The 16,421-nt window shown below is 68.5% G+C and carries 8 protein-coding genes and 2 pseudogenes; 6 read left to right on the top strand and 4 right to left on the bottom strand.

What is annotated here, in order from left to right; all coding sequences use genetic code 11:
• Positions 1–585: 585 nt before the first annotated feature.
• Positions 586–2,523 (bottom strand): S41 family peptidase, encoded by a 1,938-nt coding sequence (locus IPZ69_RS17260; RefSeq protein WP_235455023.1) that lies wholly within the window; start codon positions 2,521–2,523, stop codon positions 586–588.
• Positions 2,524–3,371: 848 nt separating this feature from the next.
• Here IPZ69_RS17260 and IPZ69_RS17250 point away from each other — a divergent pair.
• Positions 3,372–4,373: an NAD-dependent epimerase/dehydratase family protein gene (locus IPZ69_RS17250; RefSeq protein ID WP_235455022.1), complete on the top strand. Its 1,002-nt coding sequence runs from the start codon at positions 3,372–3,374 to the stop codon at positions 4,371–4,373.
• A 195-nt stretch (positions 4,374–4,568) separates the two neighbouring features.
• On the top strand, positions 4,569–5,168 hold the full coding sequence (locus tag IPZ69_RS17245; protein WP_235455021.1) for an SMI1/KNR4 family protein: 600 nt from the start codon (positions 4,569–4,571) through the stop codon (positions 5,166–5,168).
• Between the two features lie 63 nt (positions 5,169–5,231).
• Here IPZ69_RS17245 and IPZ69_RS17240 read toward each other — a convergent pair whose 3' ends face one another.
• The 3 genes from IPZ69_RS17240 to IPZ69_RS17230 all read right to left on the bottom strand — a co-directional run bounded on the left by IPZ69_RS17240 (position 5,232) and on the right by IPZ69_RS17230 (position 7,612).
• The gene (locus IPZ69_RS17240) at positions 5,232–5,432 is read right to left on the bottom strand and encodes a hypothetical protein (protein WP_235455020.1); all 201 of its coding nucleotides are present in this window, start codon (positions 5,430–5,432) and stop codon (positions 5,232–5,234) included.
• 556 nt (positions 5,433–5,988) lie between these two features.
• On the bottom strand, positions 5,989–6,288 hold the full coding sequence (locus IPZ69_RS17235) for a hypothetical protein (protein WP_235455019.1): 300 nt from the start codon (positions 6,286–6,288) through the stop codon (positions 5,989–5,991).
• A gap of 97 nt (positions 6,289–6,385) precedes the next feature.
• Positions 6,386–7,612, bottom strand: a complete 1,227-nt coding sequence (locus IPZ69_RS17230; RefSeq protein ID WP_235455080.1) for a PP2C family protein-serine/threonine phosphatase — start codon at positions 7,610–7,612, stop codon at positions 6,386–6,388.
• 1,305 nt (positions 7,613–8,917) lie between these two features.
• Between IPZ69_RS17230 and IPZ69_RS17225 the strand changes: the two genes are divergently transcribed.
• The 4 genes and pseudogenes from IPZ69_RS17225 to IPZ69_RS17210 all read left to right on the top strand — a co-directional run.
• Positions 8,918–11,449 (top strand): SpoIIE family protein phosphatase, encoded by a 2,532-nt coding sequence (locus IPZ69_RS17225; RefSeq protein WP_235455018.1) that lies wholly within the window; start codon positions 8,918–8,920, stop codon positions 11,447–11,449.
• A 92-nt stretch (positions 11,450–11,541) separates the two neighbouring features.
• Positions 11,542–15,132 carry a sodium/proline symporter PutP gene (gene putP / locus IPZ69_RS17220; protein WP_235455017.1) on the top strand — a complete coding sequence of 1,197 codons (3,591 nt, stop codon included), beginning with the start codon at positions 11,542–11,544 and terminating at the stop codon, positions 15,130–15,132.
• Positions 15,133–15,455: 323 nt separating this feature from the next.
• Positions 15,456–15,945 (top strand): annotated as a pseudogene (locus tag IPZ69_RS17215) (integrase); the annotation flags it as partial.
• A gap of 254 nt (positions 15,946–16,199) precedes the next feature.
• A pseudogene (locus IPZ69_RS17210) lies at positions 16,200–16,421 on the top strand (dipeptidyl aminopeptidase); the annotation flags it as partial.

The following is a 16,421-nucleotide window of genomic DNA, read 5'->3' as shown; positions in this document are numbered from 1 at the left end:
CTCGGGCCGTCCCCAGCGGGAGGCAGTATGACGCGTCGCTGTTGGCCGGTCCGCCTGGTGAATGGCGTGGCATCAGCCCTCCGCCGAGGCACCGCGGCCGTCACCGCGCCATGGCGCCGGAAATGCTAACCCCCTGCCCCGCCGTACCCCCATCTGACGATCTGCGCCAGAGATGAGCCTTGCCCATATCGACGGACATCTGGCGCTACCCGTGCAGCGCGGCGACCAGACTGATGACGCGGTCGAGGACCTGGAGGAACAGGTTGCCTCCTTGGAGAGGGGGAGTGGTCGCTCCCGATCACCGCTGTCCTGGCGGTCACCGCGGTGCCGTTGACGATTCTGGGTGTTACAGCTGAACAAGTTGCCAAGGCCGTGCTGCGCGGGCGGTCGACCAGGGCTGCAGCGGTCGATGTGCCCCGCTACCTGCCCCTGGTTTACCGCGCCTACGGCTTCAGCCCCCGCCTTGTTCAGTACCTGGGCAGTCTCGGCGGGCAGGCCCGCCGAGACTTCGGGCACCAGCCCCCTACCCGCTGCTAAGATCGAGCACGGCTACCGCGAACTCACACATGTGCCGGGCATGTTCTGTTAGTTGAGCTGGGCGGTGTTGGTGGCGACGAGTTCTCCGCCGGCGAAGCCCTCCACGCGCGCCGAGTGGGCGGTGGCCGCGTCGGGGACGGTGACGTCGGCCTGGCCGTCGGACAGGTCGACGGAGGCGCGCGGGCGCTGATCGACGTAGACGTCCAGCCGGTCGATGTTGGTGGCCTTGACCTTGAGCCGCAGCGCACCGCCGGCGGCGGTCGCGTTCGTGATGTTCACGGCGTGCGGCGTGAGGCCCTTGAGGATCTCCCCGGCGCGCTCGAATAGGTCGGCGTTGCCTTCCATCAGGTCCCGGCGGGTCATCCGGTAGGGGATGTCCGGGGTGATGCCCAGGTCCTCCACCGGCGTGCCGGAGTTCGTGCCGACCCGCAGGCTGCGGCGGATCGCCACCCGCATGCCGGCGCCCTTCGGCAGGGGCCGGTATGGCGTCTCGGGATCACCCGTGAGGAGGTCGACGAGGTGTTTGTGCTCCCAGACGTTGGCGCCGCCGGCGCCGGTGTTCTCATCGGTGCCGAGGACGGGGCCGATCTGGTGGTCCTGGAAGCCGGCGGCGAAGATGTCGGTGGCCGAGTAGCAGCGGGCGCTGGTGATGAGGACGACCGGGCCGACGTACTGCTGGCCGATCGCGTTGGCGCCGTCCTCGGGTGTGAGGGCCACGGCGCTGGAGTAGGTGGCCCCGATCTCCACGGCCTGCTCCATGGAGGGCAGCCAGGCGCCCAGGTCGTCCTGGTTCCTGCGGCAGATCCGCAGGTTGAGCGGGGTGTTGATGAACTGCGTCGGCTCGGGGGTGATGCGGCGGGGGGTGAGGGTCTGTAGGGCGAGTTCGGAGTTCCAGATGACGCCGCCGCCGTTGTCCCGGACGTCCAGGATCAGACCACGGTCCGGCATCTCGCGGAGCAGTCTGACGAACTCGTTGATGAACCCTTCCACATTGAGTTCGTTGAAGGTGAAGATCCGGATGTAGCCGAACGTGCCGGCGGCTGTCTCCACCTCCTGCGCCCGGAACACCTTGGGCATCGAGGAGGAGATCTCGCCGGCCCGCACCTCGGGGGCGGCCTCGCCCGCTTCGAGGGCTTGCTGCCGTGCGACGACCTTCGGCGCGAACAGCATCACCTTGGCACGGTTGGCCTCGTCCATGTCTAGGTCCAGGCCCACGGCCAACGCGGCTCCCGTCGGCGCCGCTGCGCTGACGAACGTCGGGAGGAGGTTGTTGTCCACGATCCGCCAGCTCTCGCGCAGCTCGCGCGCGGTGCCGTCGGCGTCGAGGTAGCTGACGGTCACCCACTCCTCGAACGGGGGAAGGTGCATGACGAGCGGCCGCAGGGTCAGCGACTGGATGCCGCGGCTGCGGCGGGCGGCCGCGTTGCTGCCGGCGAAGCGGGCGGCGTTGAGGTCGACGGCCTTGGCGATGGGGATCCCGCTCCAGTGGGTGATCTCGACGCCGGGCGCGAAGCCCGGGGCGGAGAAGCCCTGGGCCACGTGGGTGACCATGAAGTGCTCCCCCTGCGCGTCTTCGTACCGCTCGACGAGGAACGGCAGGAAGGCGACCTTGCCTGCGTAGGGTGCAGGGAGCAGGTAGTTGGTATGGAGGTCCCGCACCGAGTGGAAGATCTCCGACAGCTCGGCGTGAAACAGCCATTCCAGGGGCTTGGTCGACTCGGTCTGCCGCTCCAGTCGGCGGTGCAGCACCCGTAGGCGCTGCACCGGGTTGACGGCGTACATGGCGGACTTGAGCGGCAGGTGGACGTAGTTCTGGTCCAGCATGAGCAGGGCCTGGTCGACGATGAGGCGGCGCTCGGCCAGCGTCAGGGTGCCGGCGCCCGCGAGGAAGGTGGGCAGTGCGGTGGCCGCGGTCAGATGCTCCCGTACGGCTTCGGCGGAGTGGGGGACGAAATCCGGGGCGGAGCGGTCGGCGGGGTGTGCCATGGTGTGCCTTCCGAGGTGGGAACGGGGCGTTCGGGGACTTCACCCTCAGTTATCGGAATCCGCCCGCGGATGAGTGAGCCGGACATCCCCGTTTCGCCTGAAAGGACCGCCCACCGCGGACGATCTTCAAGCCGGCGACCTGACGAAGCATTACTAGACCGCTGGCAGAAGGCCGGGGTCTTCAAGCAGCTGCACCGCCTACTGCTTGTCGAGTTGAACGCGGCCGGCGAACTCAACTGGACCCGCGCGCGTGGACGGCTCCCATATCCGCGCGAAAAGGGGGGTGCCGCGACCGGTCCGTCGCCGGTCGACCGGCGGAAGGCGGGCAGCAAACGCCGTCTGATCTGCGACGGCAAGGGCACCCCACTCCCCGTCATCACCACTGCCGACGTCAACTCACGCAGTTCCTGAACCTGGTCGATGGCATCCCGCCCGTCGCCGGACGGCCCGGCCGACCGCGACGGCGCCCCGAGTGCGTCCTGGATGATAGAGCGTACGACTCCCGGGCGGTGCGGCGTGAGGTGTGGCGCCGCCGGATCATGGCGGTGGTCTCCCGTCAGGGCGCCTCGAAAATCAAGGGTCCGGGCAAGCTCCGCTGTGGCGTCGAGGACCTTCGCCCTCCTTCACGAGTTCAAACGCCGCGCCGTGCGATGGGAGCGACGCCTCGAACTCCACGACGTCTTTGTCTCGTTGGGCTGCGGTCTCATCTCCTGGCGACGTCTCAACAACGCCGCATCGTAATTGGGTTACGAGTCTGGGGGCAGGCAGCCCCGGTGCGCCCTGGCGGATCTCTCTGCTCTCGGCGAAGCAGGGATGTGCGTGCTCACAGTCCGTGTTTGAGTGACCCGATGAAGATCTTGGTGCTGGGCGGAACGGCGTGGGTGGGCCGCGAGGTCTCGCGGCAGGCATTGGAACGTGGGCACCGGGTGACCTGCCTGGCTCGCGGGGAGAGCGGCGAGGTGGCCGAGGGCGCCGAGTTGGTTGTTGCGGACAGACGTGACCCGTCAGCTTACGAAAGCCTGCCGGGACAGGAGTGGGATGCCGTTCTCGAGGTCTCGGGGCAGCCAGGTTTCGTCCGCGGGGCCCTGGCGGCGCTCGGTGAGAGCGCGGTCCATTGGTCGTACGTGTCGTCGGTCAGCGCGTATGCCTCGCATGCGCAGCTGGAGGCGGACGAGTCGGCGGACCTGCTTCCGGCGGCCGAGCGGGACGAGGTCGACCACGCCGAGTTCGGGGAGGCCAAGGTGGCCTGCGAGGAGGCCGCGGCGGCCGCAGTGGGCGACCGGCTCCTCATCGCACGGGCGGGGCTGATCGGCGGCCCCGGTGATCGCAGTGGTCGCTGCGGCTATTGGGTCGCCCGCGCGGCCCGCGAGCCGCTGGCCCCGCTGCTGGTGCCGGCTTGCCCTGGCATCCCGACGCAGGTGGTGGACGCGCGAGACCTCGCTGCATGGTTGCTCGACTGCGCGGAGAAGGGGACGACCGGAACGTACAACGCGGTCGGCCCGATCGTGCCCTTCGGGGAGTGGGTGGCGCTGTCGAGGGAGATCGGCGGGCACACCGGGCCGGTGGTGGAGGCGGACAACGACTGGTTGCTCGGGCAGAACGTGGTCCAGGCCATGGGTCCGGAGTCGCTCGCGCTGTGGGTGGCCGACCCGGACTGGGTCGGCTTTAGCGCCCGCAATGGCGCAGCGGCGGCCGCGGCCGGCCTGCGGCACCGGCCTCGGGCGGAGCTCCTGGCGCAGACCCTGCGCTGGGAGCGGGAGCAGGGTCTGGACCGGCCCCGTCGGGCCGGCCTCAGCAGCCGGCGTGAGCGCGAACTGCTGGAAACGTGGGGTAGAGCGGTGCGGGGGTAGGCGCGTGACCGAAAACGAATCGACGCAAACGTGACGCCATGTTCCCTATGGACATGGCCTTCAGGACAGCAGTTGGCGAATGCACCAAGCGCCGGAGTTGAGAGCTCCTGCAGGCCGTGGCCTGCCTCACCACGCTCGGAGGTGCCTCATTCAGGCCCCAGTAGAGTGGTGGCAGACGAGAGAAGAGATCCTCCGATGGACTCCCGCATATCGCGCATACGCTCCAAGTTGGCGAAGGTGCCATACCAGGCACAGCGCAGCCACTCGATGGGTGCCGAGCGCCACGAGTTTCGTGTTGGCCCGCGCGTCAGTTCCGTGCAGGCCGACGCCTTCGAGCGCGAACACCACATCGCATTGCCGTCGGCCTACCGAGAGTTCCTCGTCGAAATCGGAGGCAGCGGTGCCGGCCCCTTCTACGGCATGCTTCCGCTGGAGGACTGCAGGCTCTTCACCATGGACCGACAGCCCTCGGACGGCACCCCGCGGGGATTCCATCACGTGGACCACCCAGAGGCGCTGCAAGGAGATCGGTTCCTCCACATTGTTGAGATGGGCTGCACGGACCTGTGCCTCATCGGCGTGACCGGACCCCTCACCGGCCGCGTGGTCACCGGCAACGCGGAGGGCTTCTGGCACCCGAACGTCTCCTCGACCCAGGACTTCCTGAGCTGGTACGAACGCTGGCTCAACCACATGCGGGACGGTAAAGACAACCCCGCGCTGGGCCTCACCTCTCGCTCGACCGTCGCATGCGCCTCCTGGGGCCCCCGAGCCACGGCCCGGAGAACCTGGTGACCGCACGCTGCAAAGGGCCGAGGGGACGGGACGCGGAAAGAATTGAGGAGCAGTTCCCGGGGTTCAGTTGCCGGGCCGGTTCTTCTTCGTCCGGTTGTCGGTGGGCGGGCCTTTCCGGGACAGGCGTTGGGTCACGAGCGTGATGGAGGCCCAGTTCAGGTGGGCTTCGGCGTGCCGCGGAAGCCGCTCGTATTCCCGGCAGTTGCGCCGGGCATTCATGATCCAGCCGATGGACCGTTCGACCTTCCAGCGCCGGGGCAGCACGACGAAGCCCTTCGCGCCCCTGGGGCGTGTCTACGCTGTTGCGTCACGAATGGGGCAGCGCGGCTCCGCGACACAGCTCGCGGGATCGAAAAGCCGAAGTGGATGACGCGCCGTGCGGGGGTGTCGGGGGTCCGCATCGCTTCTGCCCGGCAGGGGAGCAGGCCGCGTCCGCCACCTGGTTGACCCGGCCAGTGGGGAGTAGGCCCGGGACATCAGGGCTCGATACCCGGGCCTTGCGCGGGCGGGCTACATCCAGCGAGCCGGCGTTCATGGGGCGTCTGGGCGTTGCTGTTGGCGAGGTCCCGGCACGAGCAACTGGAAAATGTTCGCCGCTGCCTCAAGCCGCGCCGGCGGCGATCGCTGCACTTGCCGGTCCGCTCGCGCCGGGTGACAGTCGCCGCTGAGGCCGCACACATGCGGCGAGGCGGACGGCGACTATTCGGGCAGCCGAACCATTGCCGCTGGCATAGCAGTCGCTCGATGCCGGCCGTGCGCAGGTGGCACAGGGTGCGCGGGGCGTCATGGCACAGGGGGTCGCGCAGCAGGGCGGCACAGGTCAGGCGACGGCCGCGCCGTCGAGGAGGGCGCGGCTGTCGACCGTCTTGACCCAGGTGGGACGTGCGTCTGCGGGCCCGAGGTGGCCGGCGGAGACCTGATGTTCGTCCATGCTGCCGGTGGCGCCGCGGCCGTGTTCCTCGGTGACGTCCATGGGTGCCGTCAGCTCCAGCCTGTGTTCCCGGGTGGTGCCGACGATGGCCTGGGCCAGTACGTGCGCCCCGGAGCGGTTCACGTTGGTGTTGGGGGTCTGGTGGCTGCTGTCCCTCACCGGCCCCTGGCGTTGCCTGAGCTCTGGCACGAGAGGCCACCCCGTCGCCAGGCGGCGCCGCTGGCAGACGGATCGTCGTCGACGTGGGCGGCGGTGTCGGGCGCGGACTCGGTCGACGTCGAGACGCTCAGTCGAGGGTCGCGAGGTGGTCGGCGGTGCCCCCGTTCCACTCGATCATGAAAAGGGTGGCGTCGTCGGTGGTGCGCCCGCCCCGCTCGCTCTTCAGGGTGTGGGAGAGTCGGCGCAGATCCGCCCGCACGCCCTCTGACGGGTCTTCCCCCAGGCGGTTGACGCAGCGGATGAGGCGTTCCTCGCCAAACGGCTCCCCGCTGGCGACATGCTCGTCGATGATGCCGTCGGTGTAGCAGAGCACCCGGTCGCCTGGCTGGAGCACGTGCTCCCTGACTCGGGGCATTTCACCGCCGAAGCCGACGGGCAGCGTCGTCGCGCTCTCCAGCTGCTGCACGACCCGGCCGCCGCGGATCAGCAGCGGCGCGGGGTGGCCTGCGTTGACCAGCTCCATCTCACCGGTGGCGATGTTCAGGTGCATCAGTTGCGCCGTGACGAAGTGGTCGGGCCCGAACTGCCGGGAAATGGCATCATCCATGAACGCGTACTTTTCGTCCAGGCTGATGAACACGCGTCGGGCATGCCGGTAGGCGCCGATGGCCACGGTTGCCATTGTGGCGGCGTCCAAGCCGTGGCCCATCGCATCAATGACGGCCATGTGCAGGATGTTGCCGTTGAGGGCGTAATCGAAGCTGTCGCCGGCGACGCGGTAGGCGGGCTCCAGGGCTCCGGCCACCTTGACCTGGGGCACGGACATCGTCAGCGGCGGCAGCAGGCTCCACTGGATCTCTGCGGACACGCTCATCGGCTCCCGACGCCGGGTCTGGAAGAACTGGTCGGTGTATGCGTTCTTGGTGACCAGCATGTCGGCGACCAGGCTGGCGAGCCTGTGCAGCAGGCGCCGGTCGTCGTCGCCGACTGTGTCCAGTGTGAGGGCCATTACGCCCACCTGGTCACTGCCGTCCAGCAGTGGCAGGTAAATCCGGACGCCGCCGCTGGCCTGCGGAACCTCGACCCTGTCCCCGCGCAGGAAGGCCCGCCCGGCGGGGGAGTCGGTCACCGGCTCGGGCTGGGCCACATGCAGTTTCGTGCCCGGCAGCGGCACCAACAACTCCTGCGCGTAGTCCTGGAGCAGGATGGAGACGTCACGACCGCCGATCCTGGCCACCCCCTCCGCGATGAGTGGAGCGATCATCTGGGGCGGCAGGAGCCGCGCTCTGTCCAGCAGCAGGCCGAGCAGCCGCTCGCCGAAACCCTCCGATCGGTCAATGCTCTCCGTGCCCATGGCCGGGTTTGCCACCTATCTTCCTGTGTCCACGCTGGTCACCGCCTCCGCACAACGTGACCTGGGAAGCCGCCGAAGCGGTTCATTACGCCATGCGCGGCATGTCGGCCGTACGGTTTCCGCGTTTCGTTACTCCTTGCCCGCAGAGCGTCTGCTCCAGGGAAAGACCACGCTGCTGAAGCGCAGGAGGGCTGCGGCAAGTCACCGGTGTCGGACAGCGAAGGAGTGGGCTGCGGGAGAGTGAGAGGCGGAGCTGACAGTCGGCGATGCATGACAGTCGGCGCGGCACGTCCTCGACCGACGGCAATGTGGTCGATGCGGTGCCGGAGCTCTCGACGTCGCGGAGATCTGAACAGAACGGACAGCAACGACAGCGGAGGCGGCGATGGATCATGGCGTCGGGGCGGTTGCGGGTGGCTGCCAGACCGCAGCTGGACACCCACATCCCAATCGGACCGACCGGCAAGAAGCTGCTGCCCCTGACGGTCTGGAACGCTGATCCGATGCCCGCTGCGACTGGTCACGCGCACAAGACGTGGGCCGACCTGAGAGAACCGCGCTGATCGTGCTTGGAGAAACCCGCCGGCTGAAGCGCTCAGCCACACTTGCCCGCGCTGCTGGGGGAGAGGGCTGCCCGGTCAGGTGTGGAAGAGTGAGAGCCGGCCGCCGGCCTTCTGCTCGGGCACAGCCTGGTCCTGCTCCCGGTGCTCGTGCTCGGCCTGGACGGCCTGGCGTTCGACGGTGACGGACCGCTGCCTGCAGGCGTCGCACAGGTATGGGTGGGTGTGCCGTACGGCGTCCCGACCAGCCTCCCTTTTCCTGGGCGCGGCTCGGACGAGCAGCCCTCCGCAGGGTGGCCGCGGACCTTGGCCTCAGCGTCACTGACCAGTGGACGAGCGGGCACCGATGGTTTGTCACCCTGGCTCAAGGAAGATCGTTCACGGGCCGCCCCGACGTGGGACCACCATGACGGGGCGGGCAGATCGCGGGCGACTCCTCCGGGACCTCTCGGGCCCTCGACTTGGTAGGCCATGCTCGGTGTATCGCCATCGGTCCGACGGCCATGACCTTGATCGATCGCGTCACGGCCGCCGGGCCGTTGGAGCGCCTCGTGGGCGACGGCCACAGTGTCCGACGAAGCCGGAATGCCAGGCTCGAGAGCGGCGTCAAGCCGTACCGGCTGACGGAGTCGGTCCTGGGCACGACCGGGGGAGGGCAGGGGCACGCGGACCAGGGCGCTGAGCGGTCAAAGTACTTAGGGTGTGAGTGACGATTCAGTCGTTCATCCACCTAGACGAGTGTTCTGTGACGGAAGAGCAGCAGTCGCCCGAGTTGCTCGGCGCGCTTGGAGCAGAGCAGGCCGCGGACCTGCCGTACCAGCAGTCCGCCTTGGACGCTGCTCGAGTCGTGGCTCAGGGCGCCGCCGTTGTGGCCGCTGTGCTGGGCGCGGCGGGTCTGTCCGGCTGGGTCTTCGGCATCGACGTCCTGAGACGCGGGCCCGGTGCCGGCGCGACCATGAACGCCAACACCGCCGTGGCGCTGTTGGCACTCGGAATCTCCCTGTTTCTGGTGGCTCGCGGATGCGTCACGCCGTGGATGATCGCCGCCCGTGGGGCCGCAGCCCTGGCGGCCTTCGTCGGCGGGCTCACCGTTGTGGAGTACGTGACCGGGGTGGGCCTGGGCATCGATGAACTGCTCTTCAGGGACGACACGGTGCGGGTGGCGACAGAGGTGCCTGGACGGATGGCATCGAACACGGCCACGGCACTGATGATCGGGGGCGTGGCAGCCCTGTGCGCGAGCTCGTCCCGGCTTCCCGCCTGGACGAGTCAGGTCCCGGGCCTGGCCGTTCTCACGCTGGGAATGCTGCGCCTGTACGGGTTCGCGTACGCCGTACCTGAACTGGAGCGGTTCGGCGCCTACACAGGCATGGCCCTGTACACCGGCCTGGCTCTGGTGCTGCTGGGCATCGCCGCCTTCCTCGCCCGGCCGGACCAGGGTCCTGCCGGACTGCTGATGAACGCGGGTACGACGGGGGCGCTGGGGCGCCGCCTGTTCGCCACCGTCCTGGTCGTACCGCCGCTGCTGGGCTGGCTCGTCCTGGCCGGTGAGGACGCGGCACTGTTCGGGACACGTCTGGGTACCGCGCTGCTGGTGTGTGGGCATGTGGCCGTGTTCACCGCGGTCATCTTCTCGGTCTTGGTCGTGGGTCGCCGTATCGAGGTGGCGCACGCCCGTGCGGAGTGGCAGGTGCGGCAGAACGAACTGCTGCAGGCGTTCATGGACCACACACCCGCGGTGGTGTTCATCAAGGACCTGGAGGGGCGCTTTCTGGCGGTCAACACGACGTTCGAGGAGAGCCTTGGCCTGTCCCGCGAGCGGGTACTGGGTCGCCGGGACCGGGATGTCATGCCGCCCGGCCTCGCGCGTCAGGCGCGGGCCGCAGACCTCGCGATGCTGGCAGGGGGTACCCCCGTACAGCGGGAGGAACTGCTCACCCTGCCGGGAGGCCCGCGGGACCTCCTCACCAGTCTGTTCCCGCTCACCACGTCGTCCGGCAAGCCCTACGCGATAGGCGGCGTGGTCACCGACATCACCGAACGAGTCGCGGCCCAGCACGAGGTCCGGCGCGCTCACCAGCGCTTCCTGGCGTTGCTGGAATCCGCGCCTGACGCCACCCTGATCACGGACGGCCACGGCACCATCGCCATGGCCAACGCTCAGGTGCAACGATTGTTCGGACATGCGCCGGCCGACCTCGTCGGCACCCAGGTCATCGATCTGGTTCCCGTCTCGCGGCGTCGACGGCACAGCGCCTTCCTCGGCGCCTACCTGCGGCAGGCGGACCCGAAGCCGATCGTCCTGGACCGGGGCCTTTACGGGCTCCACAGCGACGGCAGTGAGTTCCCGGTCGAGGTGAGCCTCAGCAGGCTCCAGGCCGACGAGGGGACGTTGGTGTTCCTGTCCGTGAGGGACATCACCGAACGCAGGCAGGTCGAGGCCGAACGCGCCGAGCGCTACGAGGAGCACCGACGAATTGCCCACACCTTGCAGCACAGTCTCATGGGTGAGCCGTCCCGTCTGCCGCACCTGTCCAGCGCCCACCGGTATCTGGCGTCCGTCCAGGACCCCGGGGTCGGCGGCGACTGGTTCGACGTCATTCCCCTGGACCGGGACCGCACCGGCATCGTCGTCGGCGACGTGATGGGCCGGGGGCTGGAGGCAGCGGCGGTCATGGGTCAGTTGCGCGCCGCGTCCCACGCATTGGCCCGCATGGGCATACCTCCCGGTGAGCTGATGACCGGGTTGGACGCGTTCGTCAGTGACCTGGCGGACCAGCTCGTCACCTGCGTCTACCTGGTGGTGGACCAGAGCGGCCATGAGGTCACCCTGTGCTCGGCGGGACACCTCCCGGTCATCGTCCTGCCCCCGGACGGGCCTGCCCGCCTGCTGCAGGCACCGGTCGGTGTGCCATTGGGCGTCAACGATTCGTGCTGTGGCGGCGGCGTGCCGTTCCGGCAGACGACCCAGCCGCTGCCACCGGGCAGCACTCTCGCGCTCTACACCGACGGACTGGTCGAGAGACCCGGCACTGACATCGAGGCCCAGATCGACATCCTCGCCCACACTCTCAACGACGCGCTGAAGGGCGTTCCCCCGGATGCGGAGAGCCTCGATCACGCCGCTGACCGGTTGGTCAGAACCCTCATCCCGGAGACGGCCAAGCATGACGACGACGTGACGCTGCTCCTGATCGGGTTGCCCAAGCCCGATGGGGCAGGTCATCGCAGTGAGCGCGTGAGCCCCCGCGCGCGCGGTGTTTCCGGTCCAAAGTGACCGAGATCTGTACATTTATCTAGGAGGAGCTACGAGCTGTCAGGCGTGCGACAGTGGCGCCCGTGCCCAGAAACCACGCAGGTGAGGGCAGTATGTTCGACTTGAGTGCGCCGATCGTGGTCACGTTCTTCGTGTACGTGGCCGTCATGGTCGGGACAGGTGTCTGGGCGTACAGCCGCACTCGTACCTTCGCCGACTTCGCGCTGGGGGGCCGCAGGCTCAGCGCGTTTGTTGCCGCCCTGTCCGCAGGGGCCAGCGACATGTCCGGCTGGCTGTTTCTTGCGTTTCCCGGCGCGGTGTACGCGGCCGGTGTCGGCGCCAGCTGGATCGCGGTCGGCCTGGTGCTCGGTACCTACCTCAACTGGCTGCTCGTTGCGCCGAGGCTGCGCACCTATACCGAGCGCGCCGGGAACGCCGTGAGCCTGTCGGCCTATCTGGAGGAGCGGTTCGAGGACCGCACCGGGATGCTCCGGATGGTCTCGGCGGTGGTCACGCTTGTGTTCTTCACCGTCTACGTCGCGAGTGGGCTGGTGGCCGGCGGGCTGCTGTTCCAGCAAATCTTCGATGTCAGGTTCGGGCTCGGAGTCGCCCTGACCGCCCTGGTGATCGTCATCTACTCGTGCCTTGGCGGCTTCCTCGCGGTCAGCCTCACGCACGTCATGCAGGCCACACTGATGTTCCTCGCCCTGCTCGTGCTCCCCATCGTCGGCATTGGGGCACTGGGTGGCTTCGGGGCACTGCGCGACACCCTCAACAGCAAGACACCCAGCCTGCTGGACATGGGTGCCCAGGTCGACTTCATGGACGGACGGTGGTCAGCGGGCGGGTCCCTCGGCGTCGTTGCGATCACTTCCCTGCTCGCCTGGGGTCTGGGCTATTTCGGTCAGCCGCACATCCTGGCCCGCTTCATGGGCATCCGCAGTACCGGCGCCGTCCCCACAGCCCGCCGCATCGAAACAGGGTGGGTCATCGTCGTGCTCGCCGGCGCCACGCTCGTCGGCCTGGTGGGCATCGCGCGGACCGGAGCGCCGCTCAACGACCCGCAGACGGTGTACATCACCCTGAGCCGGACACTGTTCGATCCATGGGGCGCCGGGGTGATGCTGATCGCCGTACTGGCCGCGATCATCTCGACGGCGGACAGCCAGCTCCTCGTGTCGTCCGTCGCTCTCACCGAGGACTTCTACCGCGCGCTCCTCCACCGGCGCGCCTCGGACAGGGCACTGGTGTGGGTCGGTCGCGCCGCTGTCGTCGTCGTGACCGTGGTGGCCTTCGTGATCGCGCTCAGGGGCGGCGGGCTGCTGGGTATCGTCGCCTACGCCTGGGCAGGCTTCGGAGCCGCCTTCGGGCCGGTCGTCCTTCTCTCGCTGTACTGGCCGCGCATGACCTGGGCCGGGGCCATGGCCGGGATCGTGTCGGGTGCGGCAACCGTGCTGCTGTGGAAGAAGATCAATCCGCTGCTCGGCCCTCTCGAGTCGGGCGTGTACGAGATGGTCCCAGGCGTCCTGGTCGCCACGGTCGCCGCGCTGGTCTTCGGCAGGTTCGTCGGCCGCCCCCCGAAAACGGCCTTCTGGCGGATGCCGGGCGGCGGAGTGAGCCAGCTGGTGCTCACTCCCTTCCTCGCCCACGCACCGGTCGGCATCGCAGTCCTCGACACGGACCTGCGGTACGTCTGGGTCAACGAGCCACTGGACCGCGAGATCCCCCTCGAACGGCGGCTGGGCCGACGGATGACGGAAGTGCTGCCGAAGGCGGAGGCCGAGGCCCTTGAGGAGAAGCTGCGCGAGGTTCTGGAGACCGGCGATCCGGTGATGGACTACGAGTACCGCGGCCCCAGCCACACCGACCCCGACCACAGCCGCGCGAGCTCCGCCTCCTTCTTCGCCATGAAGGACCGCCACGGCCGGAACGTGGGTGTCTGGTACATGGTCATCGACGTCACCGAGCGCTGGCGGGCCCAGGATCGCCTGGCCCTGCTCAACGACGCCGCCGCCCGCATCGGCAGCACCCTGGACGTGACACGGACCGCACAGGAACTGGCCGACAACGCTGTGCCGTCCGTCGCCGACTTCGTCGCCGTCGACCTCTTGGACTCGGTCACGAAAGGCGAGGAGCCGGCGCCCGGGCCGGTCGGTATGGCACCCGTCATCCGGCGCGCGGGGCAGCAGTCGGTGCGTGAGGGCTGCCCCGAGGCGACGCTGGCAGTGGGAGAAGCGGTTCGGCGCGCACCTTCCTCGCCCGTGACCCGGTGCCTGCTGGAGAGCAGAACCCTCGTGGAACGGACTCTGGACCAGACCACCAGCCCGTGGGTGACCGAGGACGAGTCGACAGGCGCCTCCATCCGCGCCTACGACATCCAATCGGTGATGGTGGTTCCGGTGCGGGCGCGCGGGGTCACCCTGGGCGCGGCGACGTTCGCCCGTTCCCGGCGATTGGGCCCGTTCGAGGAGGACGACGTACGTCTCGCCGAGGAACTCGTCTCCCGCGCCGCGGTGTGCATCGACAACGCGCGCCGTTTCACCCGCGAGCACACCGCCGCCCGCTCCATGCAGCACTACTTGCTGCCGCAGGAACTGACGGGAGGGTCTGCTCTGGAGGTGGCGTCGTGGTATCTCCCGGCGGATGCCCCCACTGGTGTGGGTGGCGACTGGTTCGACGTGATTCCGCTCTCTGGAGCACGCGTCGCACTGGTCGTCGGGGACGTGGCCGGTCACGGCATCAACGCGGCGGCGACCATGGGACGCCTGCGCACTGCCGTCCGCACGCTCGCCAACCTCGACCACTCTCCGGACGAACTGCTGGCGCATCTGGACGACCTGGTCATCGGCCTCATGGGGGCCCAAGGCAGCGACGGATCGACGGCAGCCGAGGACGCCGCCGCGGGTACCGCGTTCATGGGAGCCACCTGCCTGTACGCCGTCTACGACCCGGTCAGCAGGCGGTGCACGCTGGCCCGGGCAGGTCACCTCCCGCCGGTGATCGTCGGTCCGGACGGCGGCGCCGAAATTGTGGACCTGCCCGCCGGACCGCCACTCGGCCTCGGGTACCTCCCCTTCCAGTCAGTCGAAATGGAACTGGCCGAAGGCAGCCTCATCGCGCTCTATACCGACGGCCTCATCGAGTCCTTCGACCGGGACATCGACGTCGGACTCTCCCGGCTGGGTAATGTCCTCGCCGCGCCCCGGCCGACACTGGAGGAGAGCGGCCGCAGGGTGATCGACGACCTGCTGGCCAATCCGCCGTCCGACGACGCGGCACTGCTCCTCGCCCGGACCCATGCCCTGCCCCGGGAGCGCGTCGTCTCCTGGGATCTGCCCAGCGAGCCGGCCACCGTCGCGCACGCCCGCGCCCTCACCGCCCAGCAACTGACGGCGTGGGGCATACCCGAACTGACGTTCACCACCGAGCTCATCGTCAGCGAACTGGTCACCAACGCCATCCGCCACGCAACCGGACCGGTCTGTCTCCGCCTGATCCTGGACCGTGGCCTGATCTGCGAAGTTTCCGACACCAGCGGCACCTCGCCACGCCTCCGCCATGCCAGGACCACCGACGAGGGAGGGCGGGGCCTGCTGATCGTGGCCCAGATCGCCCGCCGGTGGGGCACTCGCTACACGACGACGGGCAAGATCATCTGGGCGGAGCAGGCCATTCCGGCCGACACCGTTGCCTCGTCGATTTGACTCGGATGGTTTCGCCGGGGTGGCCACACCGATGGCTTCCGTACTGGTTCATGCAGGGACACTTGGAATCGCCGCTGGTTCCGCCGGCAGACCAGAACGGCAGCCTGGTCAGGAGGCGAGAGGGGCGGGTGCGCAGAAGTGAGAACAAAGGGGATGCCGTGGTCGACGAGCCGATGAACTGGCCGAACTCCGGCCACTCACCGATCACGTCCAAGAGCTTGAGCGAGACCTGGCAGCGACCCTGTGCGTGCCGGAAACGTCATCCGCGCTGGTCAGCCGGCTGTCAAGCCCGGAGCCGCCGAGTGGCATGATGATCGCCAGCGCTGCTACGCCTCGCCTGCCTTGCCGTCACGAACGCCTTGGCCACCCTGCGACCGCTGCCGATCAGTGACCATACCAAGGACGCCGAGATCCTGGCCCTACGCCACCAGTTCACTGCGCTCGAACGGCAACTCAGCGCAGCTGGGCTCAGGTTCACTCCCGCGGATCGGGCGTTCCTCGCTGCCCATGGTCCGCCTCCGGCGTGGCCCCCAGGCGCCGTTCTCGCGGGCGATCCGCAGGATATCGGCGCATTCACGGCGAACTTGCCACCCTGGGAATCCGGATCGCCCCCTCCACTGTCTGGGAGATCCTCAAAGCGAGGGCATCGATCCCGTGCCGCAGCGGACCTCGACCACTTGGGCGGACTTCCTACGTTCCCAGGCTTGTGCCCTCCTGGCCATGGACTTCATGGAGACAGTCACCTTGACGGGCCAGCGCCGGTACGTTCTCGCCGTCATCGATCACGCCACCTGCCGGATCCGCATCCTGGGCCATCGTGGAGCAGGTGGTGGATGACGGTGGCCTTCCCACCCGCGCCCCGGGTGCTTCGGGCGGGCAACGGACAGGGGTGGACAGCAGCGGACAGTAGTCGCCCCCGCTGGCCCTGGAAGGTGGACATCGCTCTGCCGGATTCTTGATCACGCCAAAGGGCACACCGCGAGGGTGGCGGTGAAGGGCCGGGCGAGCGTGCTCGGCACAGAGGAAGAAGCGCATATCTGCGCTTCGGAAGAAACCTGGAGAACTCGATGAAGCAGCTGCTGTTCCCGAACAACATCCAGTTCTGGTACGAGAGCCTGCGTTCGATGAGTCACATCGCCTATGGCGGTGCGGACTTCGGTGAGGTCGTCTCCACCGCGGAGCGGATCAGCGAGGGTGATTACGACAGCTGGTACACGGAGTGGCTGGCCACTGCCGACCGTGTGTCCCGGGAGGCGGAGAAGGCGCTGGCGGCCGGGCACCAGGTCAGC

Source organism: Streptomyces olivochromogenes (genome assembly GCF_021538895.1).
GTDB classification, from domain to species: Bacteria; Actinomycetota; Actinomycetes; order Streptomycetales; family Streptomycetaceae; genus Streptomyces; species Streptomyces olivochromogenes_A.
Note: the sequence above shows the minus strand (reverse complement) of the source record. Positions and strands in the feature narration are given on the sequence as shown.

Excerpts from the sequence above, each read along its gene's own strand:
- IPZ69_RS17260 (WP_235455023.1), bottom strand. The coding sequence starts at position 2,523 with ATGGCACACCCCGCCGACCGCTCCGCCCCGGATTTCGTCCCCCACTCC.
- IPZ69_RS17250 (WP_235455022.1), top strand. The coding sequence starts at position 3,372 with ATGAAGATCTTGGTGCTGGGCGGAACGGCGTGGGTGGGCCGCGAGGTC.
- IPZ69_RS17245 (WP_235455021.1), top strand. The coding sequence starts at position 4,569 with ATGGACTCCCGCATATCGCGCATACGCTCCAAGTTGGCGAAGGTGCCA.
- IPZ69_RS17230 (WP_235455080.1), bottom strand. The coding sequence starts at position 7,612 with ATGGGCACGGAGAGCATTGACCGATCGGAGGGTTTCGGCGAGCGGCTG.
- putP (WP_235455017.1), top strand. The coding sequence starts at position 11,542 with ATGTTCGACTTGAGTGCGCCGATCGTGGTCACGTTCTTCGTGTACGTG.